Origin of the sequence: Sediminicoccus rosea, assembly GCF_033547095.1 — a bacterium.
Lineage (GTDB): Bacteria > Pseudomonadota > Alphaproteobacteria > Acetobacterales > Acetobacteraceae > Roseococcus > Roseococcus rosea.
The window spans coordinates 1,397,663-1,412,738 of the sequence record NZ_CP137852.1 but is presented as its reverse complement, the minus strand read 5'-3'; the positions used below and the strand labels follow the sequence as shown (position 1 = coordinate 1,412,738).

Sequence of the window (15,076 nt, the reverse complement as noted above, 5' to 3'; positions counted from 1 at the left end):
CTACTTCTTCTTGCCGGTGGATTGCGCCCGCAGATCCGCGATGGTGGCCCGGTTGGTCACCTGCTCCGGGTTCATCCGCACCTCGATGATGGCGGGCTTGCCGCTGGCGGCGGCGCGCTTGTAGGCCGGCACCATCTCCTCCGTCGTCGTCACCACCTCGCCATGGCCGCCGAAGGCCTCGATGAAGCGGGCGAAGTCGGGGTTGGTGAGCGCCGTGCCGGAGACGCGCTCGGGATAGACGCGCTCCTGGTACATGCGGATGGTGCCGTACATCCCGTTGTTGAACACCATGATGATGGGCGCGACCTTGTGGTGGAAGGCGGTCGCGATCTCCTGCCCCGTCATCAGGAAGCCGCCATCGCCGACGAAGCAGATCACCTGCCGGCCAGGATAGGTGATGGCCGCGCCGATCGCCGCCGGAACGCCATAGCCCATGGCGCCATTGGTCGGGCCCAGGAATTCCTGATCCTGCTTCACATGCATGAAGCGGCTGGGCCAGGTGGCGAAGTTGCCCGCATCGGTCGTGAAGATCGTATCCTTGGGCAGCACCTTCTCGAGCGCCTGCAGCGCGCGGGCGAGGTTGAGCGGGCCCTCATATTCGGGCGCCACGGCCTGCACCTCGCGTGCGGCACGGACCTGCTTGCGCCAGGCGCCCCATTTCGGCTTCTTCACCCGCTCATCGCGAATGGCGAGCGCGAAGGCGTTCACATCGCTGGTGATGCCCAGCGCCGGGCGGTAGACGCGCCCGATCTCCGACTGCTCCGGATAGACCTGCACCAGCGGGGTGGCGCCGGCCATGTCCAGCAGCGTGTAGCCCTGGCTCACCGGCTCGCCCATGCGTGTGCCGAAGGCAAGGATGAGGTCGGATTCCTTGGCGGCCGCCACCAGCGCGGCATCGGCGCCGACGCCGAGATCGCCCGCGTAATGCTTGGACGTGCCATCGAACAGCGACTGCCGGCGGAAGGAGACCGCCGTCGGGATGTCGTTCGCCACCAGGAAGTCACGGATGGCGGCGCGGCCCTCCTCGCTCCAGCGGCTGCCGCCGAGGATGGCGAGCGGCCGCTCGGCCTTGGAGAGCAGCTTCATCAGCTTGGGGATGGCATCCGGCGCCGGATGCGCGGGCGCCACATCGGCCGCACCGATATCCGGCACGCCGGCGAGGTGCTTCTGCATCTCCTCGCTGATCGCGACCACGACAGGGCCAGGGCGACCGCTCACCGCCACGTCGAAGGCATGGGCCATGATCTCGGGGATGCGGTGCGCGTCGTCGATCTGCGTCACCCACTTGGCGATGGGCGAGAACATCCGGCGGTAATCCACCTCCTGGAAGCTCTCGCGATCCGTCTCCTCGCGCGGGATCTGGCCGACCAGCAGCACCATGGGCGTGCTGTCCTGCTGCGCCACATGCACGCCGATGGCGGCATGGCAGGCGCCAGGCCCGCGGGTGACGATGCAGACGCCGGGCCGGCCGGTCAGCTTGCCATGGGCCTCCGCCATGTGGACGGCGCCGGCCTCGAAGCGGCAGGTGATCAGCTCGATGCGGTTGCGGACGGAGTAGAGCCCGTCCAGCAGGTCGAGATAGCTCTCGCCGGGCACGGCAAAGACATGCGTCGCGCCATTGGCCACCAGGGCATCAGCCAGCAGCTTGCCGCCACTGCGCTCGCTCGCCTTTTCGGTGGTCTTCGTCTTCGGCGCCTTCGCCATGCTGCTTGCTCCCCTCTGGAATCGGAGAGGAGGCTAGATCAGGCGCGCGCGCTCGTCACTCCACGCGGCGGATGCCGCGGCTGCAGCGATGGATCACACGCCCTTCTGCACGCGGACGCAGCGCGCAAAACGCCCCGGGGAAGCCTCGACCAGCGGCGGCACGCCATCGGTGCAGGCGGCCTCGGCGTATTCGCAGCGCGGGCTGAAGGCGCAGGTGGTGGGCGCCACATCCAGCATGGGCGGTGCGCCGGGGATGGTCGTCAGCCGCTTGCCGCGCATGCCCGGATGGACGGTGGCGCCGAGCAGGCCCTGGGCATAGGGATGCAGCGGCCCGGCCATGAGGCCCGAGACCGGCCCCTCCTCCACCACGCGGCCCGCATACATGACCGCGACCCGGTCGGCGATCTCGCCGGCGACGCCGAGGTCATGCGTGACGAAGATCACGCCCATGCCGAGCTTTTCCTGAAGCTCGCGCAGCAGCAGCAGCACCTGGATCTGCACGGTGGCGTCCAGCGCCGTGGTCGGCTCATCGGCCAGCAGCAGCTTGGGGCGGCAGGCGAGTGCCACGGCGATCATCGCGCGCTGACGCAAGCCGCCGGAGAGCTCATGCGGATAGGCCGCGAGGCGGCGCTTGGCGGAGGGGATCTGCACCAGTTCCAGCAGTTCCAGCGCCCGCGCATCGGCCGTGGCGCGGGAGACGCCCTCATGCCGCTGCACCGTCTCCGCGATCTGGCGGCCGACGGTGAAGACCGGGTCCAGCGCCGTCATCGGCTCCTGGAAGATCATCGCCACCTCGCCGCCGCGGAAATCGGCGAGCTGGCTGTTGCTCATGGCGTTGACGTCGCGCCCGCCCACCTCGATGCCGCCCTTGATCTGAGCGAATTTCGGCAGGAGCTTCATCAGCGCGCGCAGCGTGACCGACTTGCCCGACCCCGACTCGCCCAGAATGCAGAGCACCTCGCCGGCGGCCAGGTCGAGGTCCACGCCGTTCACCGCATGCACGGTACGGTCGCGCGTCTTGAAGGTCACATGCAGGTCGCGCAGCTTCACCAGCGGCGGCGCATTGGTCTTGAGCGCCGCACTCATGCCGCGAGGCTCCCCGCCTGGCTGTGCCCGCTATCGGGTGTCGCCATGTGGCAGGAGACGATGTGCCCGCCGCCGAGATCGGCCATCAGCGGCTTGCGGGCGGCGCAGACCTCCTCGGCATGGCCGCAGCGCGTGCGGAAGCGGCAACCGGAGGGCGGGTTCACCGGGTTCGGCGGATCGCCCGTCAGCGGCGGCTTGGTCCGGCGCTTCGCGGGGTCCATCGAGGGGCGGCTGTCCAGCAGCGCGCGCGTGTAGGGATGCGCCGGGCGGTCATAGATGGCACCGACCGGGCCCATCTCCGCCACCTCGCCCAGATACATCACCAGCACGCGGTCGCTGATGTACTGCACCACGTTCAGGTCGTGGCTGATGAAGACATAGGTCAGGCCGAACTCGGCCTTGAGGTCCACCAGCAGGTTCAGCACCTGCGCCTCGACCGACTTGTCGAGCGCGGAGACCGGCTCGTCCAGGATCACCAGCTTGGGGCGCAGCGCGAGCGCGCGGGCGATGTTGATCCGCTGCCGCTGACCGCCCGAAAGCTCATGCGGGTAGCGCCGGGCGAAGCTCTCGGGCGCGAGGCCCACCGCCGCCAGCAACTCCCGCGCGCGCACCACCGATTCATCGGCCGAGAGGCCATGGATTCGCGGGGCGAAGGCGATCGTCTCCTCGATCGGCAGGCGGGGGTTAAGCGAGGCGTAGCTGTCCTGGAAGACCATCTGCACCTGGCGGCGATATTCGCGCAGCGTCAGGCCCCCGGCCTGCACATTCTCGCCCACCGCCTCGCCGTCGAAGATCATGGTGCCGGCATTGGGCTCCAGCAGGCGCATCAGCAGGCGTGCGGTGGTGGACTTGCCACAGCCGGACTCGCCCACGATGCCGAGGGTTTCGCCCTTCACCACGTCGAATTCCACGTCGTCCACCGCGCGGACCACGGCCTGGGTGCGGCCGAGCAGGCCGCCCTTCAGCGGGAAGTGCTTGACCAGCCCCTTCACGGCGAGGAGGGGCTGCGCGGGGCCACCGCGGTCGGGCGTGGGATCGAGAGCGTCCATCACGACAACCTATCTCCTCCTGCAACCGGGCGAAACGCGCCGCCGGGACGGCACAGCAGGCCATGGTACGGCCGATGCCGCAATCCTGGGCAGTCCCCCTGGCCGCCCGCCCGCGCCCGGGTCAATCCCTCCGCCATCCCGTTCCAACCGGCGAGATGGCTTTACGCCCCCGCGCGCCTCCCCCATCCTGCGCCGCTCGCTCGGGAGTCTGGATGCATGCGCGCTATCTTTGTCATGGTGAAGTGCGAAATGGGGCAGGCCTATCGCGTGGCGCGCGAGATGGCGGACAACATCCCGGAATTGTCGGAGATGCACTCGGTCTCCGGCCAGTATGACCTGCTCGGCAAGTTCTATCTGGAGCCCGACCAGGATATCGGCCTCTTCGTCGTCGAGCGGGTGCAGAGCGTGAAGGGCGTGAAGGACACCTACACGTTGCAGACCTTCAACGCGTTCTCCGGCGCGCGGGGATAAGCCGCCGACGGCTCTCCATGGCAGGCCCGCCACGCTTGTGGCGAAAATGCCTTGATCCCACCCCGCTGTCGCCGCGGGGGCGTGGCCTGATGCGCTCCAGAGGACCAGACACCCCCCTCCCGGCCGGGCGCCCGAAAACGCCGGGCTGATGCTCTGGAAAGAGCCATGACGATGCGCAAGCTGCTGCCTGCCCTCGCCCTCACCGGCCTTCTCGGCTTCACCGCCTGCACCGATGCCTATGGCCGCTATGATCCGGTCGCCACCGGCTTCCTTGCCGCGGGTGCCGCCGTGGCGGCGGTCGCCGTCGGCGTCGCCGCCAGCCAGCCGAGCCGCCCGGCCTATTACGGGAGGCCCAGTTACGGGCGCCCGTATTATGGCCGCCCCGTCTACTACAGCGGCTACCACCCGCCGCGCCGCGCCTACTGGTAGGCGCCCGTCAGTCCCAGGTCTTGAAGGCTTCCATCTCCGAGATGGGCCGCGCCTTGGCCAGCGCGGCGACATCGGGGATGGGGCGGCCGAATTCGGCATCGCCCGCGAAGGCGGCCTCGATCGCCGCCGCCACGCGCAGCACCACCGCATCGCCGCCACGCGGGCCCACGATCTGCAGGCCGAAGGGAAAGCCCTTCTCGTCGCGGCCCACGGGCAGGCTCATCGCCGGGTGGCCCGTCAGCGTGACGTAGTAGGCGAGGCTCAGCCAGTGGAAGTAGGTCCGCACGGGCTTGCCGTCGATCAGCGCGGGATAGAGCTCGCGCCAGGGCCGGGGCGAGCAGCAGATGGCCGGGCTGATCAGCACCGATTGCTCGGCGAAGAAGGACTGGAAGTTGCGATAGATCTGCGTCTGCCGCGTCAGCGCCGCAGAGTTGTCGGCGAAGCTGTAGCGCCGCGCCTCCTCGACATTGGCGTGCATGTTGGGGCCGCAGAGATGCGGCGTCTTGTCCACCTTCTCGCCATGGGCGGAGAGCACGTTGACCGAGCGCAACACCTCGAAGGCCTCGTCGCCGCCGCTCACATCAGGCGTGGCTTCGACCGCACGCGCGAACATGGGCGCGATCGCGGCCACCACCTTCCGGAAGGCGCGGCGGACGATGCTCTCCGTCGGCGCCAGGCCGAAATCCTCGGTGAAGGCGAGCTTCATGGAGGCGAGGTCGGCCGGCTGCACCGGGTGGAACAGCTCCGGCCGCTCGCGCATCGCGACACCGGGGAAGCTGTAGGCCAGCGGGTCCGCCACGTCGTCGCTCGCCATGGCGGCGAGCATGAAGGCCAGGTCGGGCACGTTGCGCGCCATCGGGCCCAGCATGGGCAGAGGCGACCAGCCATGGCCGCGCCGCTCGCTCGGCACCAGGCCGCTGGACGGGCGGTAGCCCACGATGCCGTTGAAGGCGGCGGGATTGCGGAGCGAGCCGCCCGTGTCGCTACCCGAGGCCAGCGGGATCATGTTGGTGGCGAGCGCCACCGCCGAACCGCCGGAGGAGCCGGCGGCGTTGTATTCCGGGTTGAAGGCGTTGCCCGTGGCACCCCAGACCACGTTGCGGCTATTCGCGCCGAGGCCGAATTCCGGGACATTGGTCTTGCCAAGGACGATGCCGCCCGCCTCGCGCAGGCGGCGGACCATGCCTTCGTCATGGTCGGGCACATGGTCGGCGAAGAGCGGGCTGCCCCAGGTGGTGCGCAGGCCCTTGGTCGCCTCCAGATCCTTGATGCCGAGCGGCAGGCCGTGCAGCGGGCCGAGCTTCTCGCCCTTCATGGTGGCGGCATCGGCGGCCTTGGCGGTGGCGCGGGCGGCGTCCACATCCATGGCCGTCATGGCGTTCACCGCCGGGTTCACGGCGGCGATGCGCGCCACACAGGATTCCAGAAGCTCCGTCGCGGAGAGCTTCTTCACGCCGATCATGCGGCGCGCCTCCAGGGCCGTCAGATCACAGGGTTCCGTCAAGACCGTCTCCACTTCCCAGAATGCTTGCCGCCCTCAAAGGATCCGGCCGCAAAGCGGCCGGCGCGCGGCGACTGACTTGTTGGCCCCGCGCGCCCTGTCTGCGGCGCGCAAGGCAAGCGAGCGGAGCGAGCGCCCGCCGCCTGAGGGCGGGATCAATATCCCAATACGCAGCCATCCTTGCGGGGGTCGCTGCCACCGATGAGCACGCCGCGCTCATGGTCCATGTAGATGGCCTGCCCGCCGCCATGCGGCTTCGCGATCGGCTCGCAGACATGGCCGAGCGCGTTGAGCTTCGCGACCGTCTCGGCCGGGATGTGCCGCTCGACCTGGATCTTGCCGTCCTCCGGGAAGAGGCGCGGCGCGTCGAGTGCGGCCTGCGGGTTCATCCCGTAGTCGAACATGTTCGAGAGCAGCAGCGTCTGACCCATCGGCTGGAAATGGCCGCCCATCACGCCGAAGGGCATGACGGCACGGCCATTCTTCAACGCCATGCCGGGGATGATCGTGTGCATCGGCCGCTTGCCCGGCGCGATGCAGTTCGGATGCCCCTCCTGCATGCGGAAGCCGAAGCCGCGATTCTGCAGCATGACGCCCGAGCCCTCGGCCAGGATGCCAGAGCCGAAGCTCTTGAAGAGCGAGTTGATGAAGGAGCACGCATTGCCCTCCTCATCCACCACGCAGAGATAGACGGTGTCCTTGTGCTTCGGCATCAGCGTGTCGGACCAGGGCAGCTCGCCCAGCGCCTTCGCGTCGCTGATGTTCTTCGCCATGCCGTGCAGATAGGCGTCGGAGAGCAGCGTCTCCGTCGGCACATCCACCTTCGCGGGGTCGGCGATCCAGGTGTCGCGGTCGCGATAGGCGAGGCGGGCGGCCTCGATGTGGCGGTGCAGCCGCTCGGCCGACATGGGGCCCGCTTCCGGCGCCTTGAAGGTCTCGAGCATGCCGAGGATCATGAGCGTCACGATGCCTGAGCCGTTCGGCGGGCACTCGTAGATCTCCATGTCCTTCCAGGCGCGCTTGATGGGCTCGACGAATTCCGCGCCGCGCAGGGCGTTCGCGAAATCCTCCTCGGTCTGCATGCCGCCCAGCGCGCGCAGGCTCTTCACGATGTCGGCCGCGACCGCGCCCTCATAGAAGCCGCGGGCGCCCTTGGCGGCGATGGCGCGCAACGTCCTGGCCAGCGCCGGGAAGCGCATCATGTCGCCCTCGACCGGGGCGGCGCCGTTCTTCAGGTAGTGGCGCGACGACGCCTCATTGGCGGCGAGCTTGCCCTTGGCATCCGCCCAGTCGGCCGCCACGCGCTCCAGCACGGGGAAGCCTTCCTCCGCGAAGCGGATGGCCGGCTGCAGCAGCACGTCGAGGCCCTTGCGGCCATGCGCGGCGTTCAGCGCCTCCCAGGCGGAGACGGCGCCGGGGATGGTCACCACATGCGGGCTCGTGTCCGAGAGCGAGGTGACGCCGGCGGCGTGCAGCTTCTCCATCGAGTAGTTCATGCCGGCCCGGCCCGAGCCGTTCATGGCATAGACCTTGCCCGAGCCAGCCGGGCTGTAGAGGCAGAAGCAATCGCCGCCGATGCCCGTGCTCTGGGGCTCGATCACGCCCAGCACGGCGACCGCCGCGATCGCCGCGTCCATGGCGTTGCCGCCGGACTTCAGGACCTCGATGGCGGTGAGCGTGGCCGCCGGCATGGAGGTGGCGGCCATCCCGCGCGCCGCGATGACGGGGCTGCGGCCGGGGGCGTGTAAGTCGCGCATCGGGGACATTTCCTCAAACGGGCAAATCGTTTCATCCCTATTCTGGACGAAGCCGGCCCGGCAGGGAACCCGGCCCCCTCTCGCCTCCCGCGCGGAAATGGGATAGCGCCCGCCCATGGAGACGATCACCTACCCCGATTTCGAGAAGGTTGAGATCCGCGTCGGCACCGTGGTGGACGCGAAGCCCTTCCCGGAGGCGAAGAAGCCGGCGATCCAGCTCTGGGTGGATTTCGGCGCGCCGCTCGGCGTGAAGAAAAGCTCGGCGCAGATCACCGTGCACTACTCGCCCGACCGGCTGATCGGCCGCCAGGTCGTCGCGGTCGTGAATTTCCCGCCGCGCCAGATCGGCCCCTTCATGAGCGAGGTCCTGGTGCTGGGCGTGCCGGACGAGAACGGCGCGGTCGTCCTGCTCAAGCCCGACCTGCACGTGCCCGATGGCGGAAGGATGTTCTGATGGCGCAGCGCTATTTCACCGTCACCTGGGACCAGCTGCACCGCGACAGCAAGGCGCTGGCCTGGCGCTTGCTCGACCTCGGCCCCTGGAAGGGCGTCGTCGCCATCACGCGCGGCGGGCTGATCCCGGCCGCCATCATCGCGCGTGAGCTGGAATGCCGCATCATCGAGACGGTGAGCGTCGTCACCTATGACGAGGAGACGAAGGGCGAGCCGCGCGTGGTGAAGCCGCCAGCCGCCGCCGGTGACGGCAAGGGCTGGCTCATCATCGATGACCTGGTGGATACCGGCACCACGGCCAAGGTGGTGCGCGCCATGCTGCCGCACGCGCATTTCGCCACCATCTACGCCAAGCCCGCCGGCAAGCCGCTGGTGGACACCTTCGTGACCGAGGTGAGCCAGGACACCTGGATCCTCTTCCCCTGGGACACCGAAGTGCAGTTCATACCCCCGATCGCCAAGGGCCAGGTGGCGAAGTAGCCCTCAATCCACCCGGGTGAGCGGATCACCCAGGCGGATCGCGCCGCCCTCGGTCACGCGGGCGGTGATGCCGCCATGCCCGCGCACGGCATTGTAGCCGCCGGGGCCCAGCACCTCCTCCATGCGCGAGCAGGGATGGCATTCGCCGCTGAACTCCAGCAGCGCGGCGCCGATCCGGAAGCGGCGCCCCTTCAGCGCCAGCAGGTTCACGCCCTCGATCACGAGGTTGCGGCGCAGCGCCTCGGGCGGCACGGCCGCGCGGCCGAGGAAGCCGCCAATGGCGGCCAGATGCCCGGCCGCGATCAGCGTGACCTGGCGCCCGCCGGTGACCGCCCCCTTCCAGCGATCCCCCTCCAGGCCCTGTCCGGGGGCGAGCATCGCCTGATCCACGGCGCGCATGGCCGCGCGCCGCGCCGGGCGCAGGCCGATCCAGGCCAGGCGGCCGGGGGCCATCGGCGCATCGAGCAGGCGGGCCATGAGCGATTCGGGCGGGGGGCGCATGCGCGCATCCTAGCCCGGCGGCACGGCGCTTGCTCCCCCTGGGCGGTGAATGCCCCAGCGCGCCACTCAACCATGCAGATGGCGCGCGGGGCAGGCAATGCCGCTTCCAGGAGCCCAAACTTGATGCAACGCCGCCTTTTCCTCGCCGCCCCGGCGCTTCTCGCAGCCGCTGGCGCCCATGCCCAGGCCCCCGCCTGGCCCAACCGCCAGCCCATCCGCTTCGTGGCGGGTTTCCCGGCCGGCGGCCTCGCGGATGCGATCGGCCGCCTCTACGCCGCGCCACTCGGCGAGGCGCTGGGGACCTCCATCGTGGTCGAGAACCGCACCGGCGCCTCGGGGACGCTGGGCGCCGATGTGGTGGCCAAGGCGGCGCCGGACGGCTTCACCCTGGCCGTCTCGCACGCCATCCCCTTCGGCTTCGCGCCGGGCGTGCTGCCCAGCATGCCCTATGACCCGGTGGCCGACTTCACCCATCTCGCCCTGCTGGCCGAGGCGCCGACCGTTACCGTCGTGCTGGGCCGATCGCCCTTCACCAGCATGGCGCAGCTGCTGGAGGCGGCGCGCACGCGGCCGGTGCGCTACGGCTCCTCCGGTGTCGGCTCGGCCGAGCACATTACGGGTGCCGTGGTGGCGCGCGCGGCGCGGGCCACGCAGCTGGATCACATCCCCTATCGCGGCACGGCGCCCGCCCTGCAGGACCTGATGGCCGGGCAGATCGACTGCCTGAACGCGCCCATCACCACACTGGTCGGCCAGCTGCGCGACGGCTCGCTGCGCATGCTCTCCACCTCCTCCGAGGCGCGCGTGCCGGGCTTCCCCGATGTGCCGACGCTGGCGGAGCTGGGCTATGGCCAGGCGACGCACACGCAATGGATCGGCATCAGCGCGCCGCGCGGCCTGCCGCCCGCGATCGCCGAGCGCATCATCGCCGCCGTGCCGCCCATCGCGGCCACGCCCGCGATCCAGGCCCGCCTCACGGAGTTCGCCTCGGCGCCGCGCAGCCCCGCGCTTTACGGCCCCGATTTCGCGCGCTTCGTGGCGGGCTTCCGTGACCACTGGGTGGCCATGGCGCGGGCCGAGGGCATCGTCGCGGCGTAACGCCGGAAGATCCAGCAAAACGGGTTGCTTGGCGGTACAGCGCGAGAGGGCAGCGCCCTCTCGCCTTCACGCCCTCACTCCGCGACGAAGGCCTGCGTCCGCACCAGGCGGGCGTAGAGCCCATCCATCGCCATCAGCTCGGCATGCGTGCCCTGCTCGATGGCGCGCCCTTCCTCCATCACCACGATGCGGTCCGCCTTCTGCACGGTGGCGAGGCGATGCGCGATGACGAGGGTGGTGCGCCCCGCACGCAGCGTCTCGAGCGCGGCCTGCACCGCGGCCTCGTTCTCGGCATCGAGCGCGCTGGTCGCCTCGTCCAGCAGCAGCACGCGCGGATTGCGCAGCAGGGCGCGGGCCAGGCTGACGCGCTGGCGCTGCCCACCCGAGAGCCGCCCGCCCGAGGGGCCGAGCGGCGTGTCGTAGCCGGCAGGAAGGGCGGCGATGAAGCCATGCGCCTGGGCGGCGCGCGCGGCCTCCTCCACCTCCTCCCGCGTCGCACCCGGGCGACCGCAGGCGATGTTGGCGAAGGCCGTATCGTCGAAAAGCACCGCCTCCTGCCCCACATAGGCGATGGCGTCGCGCAGGGAGGCGATCTTCAGCGCGCGCAGGTCGGCGCCGTCCAGCGTGATGTGTCCGCCCGTCGCGTCGAAGAGGCGCGGCAGCAGCGTGATGGCGGTGGATTTTCCCGCGCCCGAGGGGCCGACCAGCGCCACCGTCTCGCCCGGCTTCGCCGTGAAGCTCAGCTCCGTGATGGCGCTGGCCTCGCTGCCCGCGTAGCGGAAGGCCACGCGGTCAAACACCACCTCGCCCTTGCCGGCCGGCAGGGGCTGGGCATCCGGCGCCTCCGTGATGGTGCGCTTCGCATCCATAATGGAGAAGACGCGCGCGAGGCCGGCCAGCCCCTCCTGCAAGGCGGCGTTCAACGACCCCAGCGAGCGCACCGGCCGCGCCGCGATCAGCACGGCGGCGACGAAGCCGGTGAATTCGCCGATCGTGCCCATACCGCTGGAGACGCGCCAGCCGACGAAGCCGAGCACCAGCGCCACGGTAAGCCCGCCCAGCACTTCCAGGATCGGATCCACCCGGGCGCGGGTGGAGGCGATGCGATAGAGGCTCGCGCGCAGGTCCGCGAAGGCCTTCTGCGCGCGCGTCTCCTCCTGGCCTTCCAGCCGGTAGGTGCGGACCACGCGCGCCGCGGCGAAGCTCTCATTCAGCAGCGCGTTCGTCTCGCCCACACGGTCCTGCATGCCGGAGGAGGCGCGGCGGATGCGCTTGCCCAGCGTCAGGATCGGCCAAGCGGCGATGGGGTAGAGCAGCGCCGCCATCAACGCCAATTCCCAGTCGAGCCAGATCATTGAGGCAACGAGGCCGATGATGGTCAGCACATCGCCCATGCCGTTCACGCTGCGCGCCAGCGCCTCGCGGATCTGGGTGGCGTCGGTGGTGAAGCGGCTGGCATGGCGGGCCGGCGCCTCGGCCGCCACCGTCGCGTAGTCGGCGCGGGTGAGTGCGACGAAGAGGCTGTTCTGCAGATGCTCGATGCTGCGCAGCACCGCCGCCTGCATGGTGATCTGCTGCAGATACATGAAGCCGCCGCGCAGCGCCGTCACCAGGATGATCAGCGGCGGCAGCATCCAGAGCACGCTTGTGTCGCCCTGGCCGAATTTGTCGAAGCTCTGCTGGATGATGATCGGGTAGAGCGCCGTGATGCCGGCGAGTCCGATGGTGAAGAGGACGGCGAGCGCGAGCCGCTTCTTCTGCTCGAACAGGTGTTCCCGCCAGAAGCGGCGGATCAGGGGGATCGAGGCGGCAGGCTTGCTCATGCGGCGACCCGCTATCAGGAAGTCTCGGCTTCGGCCAGTTGCCGCAGTTGTTCCAGGCAGGCGGCATGGTCCGCCTTGGCGCCGCCCGCCAGCCACCACTCCCGCGCGGCGGCGAGCAATTGGCCGATGCGCGGGCCATGCGGCAGGCCGAGCGCCAGCGCATCGCGCCCCTGCAGCGGAAAGGCGGGGCCGAGCCCGGGGGGCATGGCGGCCAGCAGGCCGGCATAATCCTCGTGCGGATGCGCGGCGGCCGCCACCAGCAGGATCTCCGCCGGCTGCGCCGCCTCGCTGCGGATGCGCGCCCGGGCGGCAAAGCGGCGCAGCGTGTCGGGGTCCCGCTCATGGGGCGCGGGAGCGTCGGCGATGGCGTGCAGCGCGCGCAACCGGGCCGCCTCCTCGCCCGAGAGGCGCAGGCGGGAAGCAAGAGCGGTGATGTCGGTGCCCACCGGCAGCAGCATGGCCATGCGCAGCACGACCTCCGTGACGCCGCGGGAGAGCGCGAGATTCAGCCGCGCGACCTCGCCCGCCTCGGGCAGCACGGCGGGGAGCACGCCGGTCTCGGCCATGAGGCGCAGCGCCTCGCGCGGGTCGGGCGCGGCCATCAGCCGCTTGATCTCGCTCCAGACCCGCTCGGCCGAAAGCCGGGCCAGGCCGGGCACGGCGGCGCGGATGGCGCGCACCGCCTCGGCATCGGGCACCGGGCCGCCATAGCGCGCCTGGAAGCGGAAGAAGCGCAAGGCGCGCAGATAGTCCTCGCGCAGGCGCTGGTCCGCATCGCCCACGAAGCGCACGCGCCGCGCGACAAGGTCGGCCTGACCGCCGAAGGGGTCATGCAGCACGCCATCGCCGCCCATGGACATGGCGTTGATCGTGAAATCGCGCCGGGCGGCGTCCTCATCCCAATCGGTGGTCCATTCCACCTCAGCGTGGCGGCCATCGGTCGTGACGTCGCGGCGCAGCGAGGTCACCTCGATGGGCGCACCGCCCAGCACGGCGGTCACGGTCCCGTGCTTCAGCCCGGTCTCGAAGACGCGGAACCCGGCGGCGGCGAGCCGTTCGGCGATCACCTCGGGCGGAAATGGCGCGGCCATGTCGAGGTCATGCACGGACAGTCCAGCCAGCGCGTCCCGCACGCAGCCACCGACCGCGCGCGCGCCGGGCAGGGCAGCGAAGACGCGCTGCGGCCCCTCAGCACGGAGATAGGCCGGCAGGCTCACCGCGAGACGCCCTCGCCCGGCGTGATCACGCCGCGCTCGATCCGCGCCGGCACATAGCGCTCGCCGCGCTCGAAGCTGCGGGAGAGGCCGTAATAGACCGCGCCCGCCACGCCGCAGGCGACGCCGATGGCGGCCAGCGTCAGGATGCGGCGGGAGGGCTCATGCCCCGGCTTCCGCCCGGACACGCGCCACCAGGCGAGGTAGACCAGGAAGGGCAGGGCGAAGAGGGAGAATTCCAGCAGTGCGGCCATCAGGCCTCCCGCAGGCCACGCGCCAGATTGACCAGGATGGTGGCCGTCGCACCCCAGATGAAATATTCGCCATGCGGCCAGACCCAGTATTCGCGCATGCGGCCCTTCCACTCCTTCCGCTCACGGCGTGGGGCTTCGGGGTCGAGCAGGACGGAGAGCGGGAATTCGAAGGCAGCCGCCACCTCCGCCGGATCGGGCATCAGGGTGAAGCCAGGTTCCAGCATGCCGATGATGGGCGTGATCTCGTAGCCGGTGCCGGTGCGGTGGGAGGGCATGCGACCGGCCAGCAAAGGCCAGCGGGGATCGAGGCCGATCTCCTCGGCGCTTTCGCGCAGCGCCGCGGCCTCCGGCGTCTCGCCCGGCTCGATGCGGCCACCGGGGAAGCTGACCTGCCCCGCATGGTTGTTGAGATGCGCCGCGCGGCAGGTCAGCAGCACGGAGGGCGCGTCATCATGCAGGATGAGGGGCACCAGCACCGCCGCCGGCTTGATCGCGCCCGCATGGGGCAGCGCGCCGTCATCGCTGGTAGTGGGCGGCAGGGAATCGAGGAAACCGGGATGGTTCAGCCGCGCGCGCAGGGAGGCCGCGTTCACTCCGCCGCCAGCACGGGATCCGCCACCGCCTCGTCGATCGGGAAGAAGACGCCCTCGCTCCAGACGCCCATCAGGTCGCGGCCATCCACCGTCTCGGTGACGGCGAGCGCCACCATCTCGTAGAAGACGGCGCGGTTGATCTTCGCCTCGAGCCCGGGACGGACCATGATGTAGGGCCGCGGCTCGCGCGTGCGGGGGCAGAGCTGCACGCGGATCGGGTGCTCGGCGTTGGCGGGCACCACCTCGTCGCAATTGGTGCGGAAGCTGAGGCATTGCCGGACGGCGCCGCCGCATTCGCAATCGCGCCAGACCATCTCGACGGCGACGAAGGGCGCGTCCTCCACCTCGATCCGCCCGCGCTCGACGGGCGTCTCCAGCAGGTAGCTGCCATCGGGTTCGCGCTTCAACACGCTGGCGAACAGGCAGACCAGTTCCTTCCGGCCGATCGGACTGCCCTTGTAGTACCAGGTGCCGTCGCGCGCGATCCGCATGTCGAGATCGCCGCAGTCACGCTTGGCGCCCGGCGTCCGCGGCGGGGCGGCCACCGGGGTGGCGGCAGAGGGCGGGTTGCTCACGGAATCATCACTCCGGCGCGCCCATTCCGGGGCGGGTGTCATTTTCGATGCTTTGATCCGGCGATGGGGCGGCATAGTCTTCCCTGGC

The 15,076-nt window shown here is 70.2% G+C and carries 16 protein-coding genes; 5 read left to right on the top strand and 11 right to left on the bottom strand.

Going from position 1 to position 15,076, the window contains the following annotated elements:
- From R9Z33_RS06780 to R9Z33_RS06770, 3 genes are all read right to left on the bottom strand, one after another.
- Complete coding sequence (locus R9Z33_RS06780) at window positions 1–1,704, bottom strand: thiamine pyrophosphate-dependent enzyme (protein WP_318650547.1); 1,704 nt, start codon at window positions 1,702–1,704, stop codon at window positions 1–3.
- Window positions 1,705–1,797: 93 nt separating this feature from the next.
- On the bottom strand, window positions 1,798–2,790 hold the full coding sequence (locus tag R9Z33_RS06775; protein ID WP_318650546.1) for an ABC transporter ATP-binding protein: 993 nt from the start codon (window positions 2,788–2,790) through the stop codon (window positions 1,798–1,800).
- Window positions 2,787–3,839 carry an ABC transporter ATP-binding protein gene (locus R9Z33_RS06770; RefSeq protein ID WP_318650545.1) on the bottom strand — a complete coding sequence of 351 codons (1,053 nt, stop codon included), beginning with the start codon at window positions 3,837–3,839 and terminating at the stop codon, window positions 2,787–2,789. The genes R9Z33_RS06775 and R9Z33_RS06770 overlap by 4 nt, the downstream gene beginning before the upstream one ends.
- 216 nt (window positions 3,840–4,055) lie before the next feature.
- Between R9Z33_RS06770 and R9Z33_RS06765 the strand changes: the two genes are divergently transcribed.
- On the top strand, window positions 4,056–4,310 hold the full coding sequence (locus R9Z33_RS06765) for an Lrp/AsnC ligand binding domain-containing protein (RefSeq protein WP_213614786.1): 255 nt from the start codon (window positions 4,056–4,058) through the stop codon (window positions 4,308–4,310).
- A gap of 165 nt (window positions 4,311–4,475) precedes the next feature.
- Window positions 4,476–4,739, top strand: coding sequence for a hypothetical protein (locus R9Z33_RS06760; RefSeq protein WP_318650544.1), 264 nt, complete (start codon window positions 4,476–4,478; stop codon window positions 4,737–4,739).
- Between the two features lie 7 nt (window positions 4,740–4,746).
- Here R9Z33_RS06760 and R9Z33_RS06755 read toward each other — a convergent pair whose 3' ends face one another.
- Window positions 4,747–6,243, bottom strand: a complete 1,497-nt coding sequence (locus R9Z33_RS06755) for an amidase (protein WP_318650543.1) — start codon at window positions 6,241–6,243, stop codon at window positions 4,747–4,749.
- A 152-nt stretch (window positions 6,244–6,395) separates the two neighbouring features.
- On the bottom strand, window positions 6,396–7,997 hold the full coding sequence (ggt, locus tag R9Z33_RS06750) for a gamma-glutamyltransferase (protein ID WP_318650542.1): 1,602 nt from the start codon (window positions 7,995–7,997) through the stop codon (window positions 6,396–6,398).
- Window positions 7,998–8,112: 115 nt separating this feature from the next.
- On the opposite strand from ggt, the gene R9Z33_RS06745 reads away from it, so the two are divergent.
- Both R9Z33_RS06745 and gpt read left to right on the top strand, forming a co-directional pair.
- A complete protein-coding gene (locus R9Z33_RS06745) occupies window positions 8,113–8,451 on the top strand; it encodes a tRNA-binding protein (RefSeq protein ID WP_318650541.1) in 339 nt (112 codons plus the stop codon).
- Window positions 8,451–8,930: a xanthine phosphoribosyltransferase gene (gene gpt, locus R9Z33_RS06740; protein ID WP_318650540.1), complete on the top strand. Its 480-nt coding sequence runs from the start codon at window positions 8,451–8,453 to the stop codon at window positions 8,928–8,930. The genes R9Z33_RS06745 and gpt overlap by 1 nt, the downstream gene beginning before the upstream one ends.
- Window positions 8,931–8,933: 3 nt before the next feature.
- Here the strand turns inward: gpt and R9Z33_RS06735 are convergent, their stop codons facing one another.
- Window positions 8,934–9,431 (bottom strand): MOSC domain-containing protein, encoded by a 498-nt coding sequence (locus tag R9Z33_RS06735; protein ID WP_318650539.1) that lies wholly within the window; start codon window positions 9,429–9,431, stop codon window positions 8,934–8,936.
- Window positions 9,432–9,554: 123 nt separating this feature from the next.
- On the opposite strand from R9Z33_RS06735, the gene R9Z33_RS06730 reads away from it, so the two are divergent.
- The gene (locus R9Z33_RS06730; protein WP_318650538.1) at window positions 9,555–10,529 is read left to right on the top strand and encodes a Bug family tripartite tricarboxylate transporter substrate binding protein; all 975 of its coding nucleotides are present in this window, start codon (window positions 9,555–9,557) and stop codon (window positions 10,527–10,529) included.
- Window positions 10,530–10,603: 74 nt separating this feature from the next.
- Here R9Z33_RS06730 and R9Z33_RS06725 read toward each other — a convergent pair whose 3' ends face one another.
- The 5 genes from R9Z33_RS06725 to R9Z33_RS06705 are packed head-to-tail and all read right to left on the bottom strand — an operon-like array spanning window position 10,604 to window position 14,988.
- A complete protein-coding gene (locus R9Z33_RS06725) occupies window positions 10,604–12,352 on the bottom strand; it encodes an ABC transporter ATP-binding protein (RefSeq protein WP_318650537.1) in 1,749 nt (582 codons plus the stop codon).
- A gap of 14 nt (window positions 12,353–12,366) precedes the next feature.
- Window positions 12,367–13,569 carry a CCA tRNA nucleotidyltransferase gene (locus R9Z33_RS06720; protein WP_318650536.1) on the bottom strand — a complete coding sequence of 401 codons (1,203 nt, stop codon included), beginning with the start codon at window positions 13,567–13,569 and terminating at the stop codon, window positions 12,367–12,369.
- Window positions 13,566–13,820 (bottom strand): hypothetical protein, encoded by a 255-nt coding sequence (locus tag R9Z33_RS06715; protein WP_318650535.1) that lies wholly within the window; start codon window positions 13,818–13,820, stop codon window positions 13,566–13,568. The genes R9Z33_RS06720 and R9Z33_RS06715 overlap by 4 nt, the downstream gene beginning before the upstream one ends.
- A complete protein-coding gene (locus R9Z33_RS06710) occupies window positions 13,820–14,413 on the bottom strand; it encodes an NUDIX hydrolase (protein ID WP_318650534.1) in 594 nt (197 codons plus the stop codon). The genes R9Z33_RS06715 and R9Z33_RS06710 overlap by 1 nt, the downstream gene beginning before the upstream one ends.
- Window positions 14,410–14,988: a DUF1285 domain-containing protein gene (locus R9Z33_RS06705; protein ID WP_318650533.1), complete on the bottom strand. Its 579-nt coding sequence runs from the start codon at window positions 14,986–14,988 to the stop codon at window positions 14,410–14,412. The genes R9Z33_RS06710 and R9Z33_RS06705 overlap by 4 nt, the downstream gene beginning before the upstream one ends.
- Window positions 14,989–15,076 lie beyond the last annotated feature (88 nt).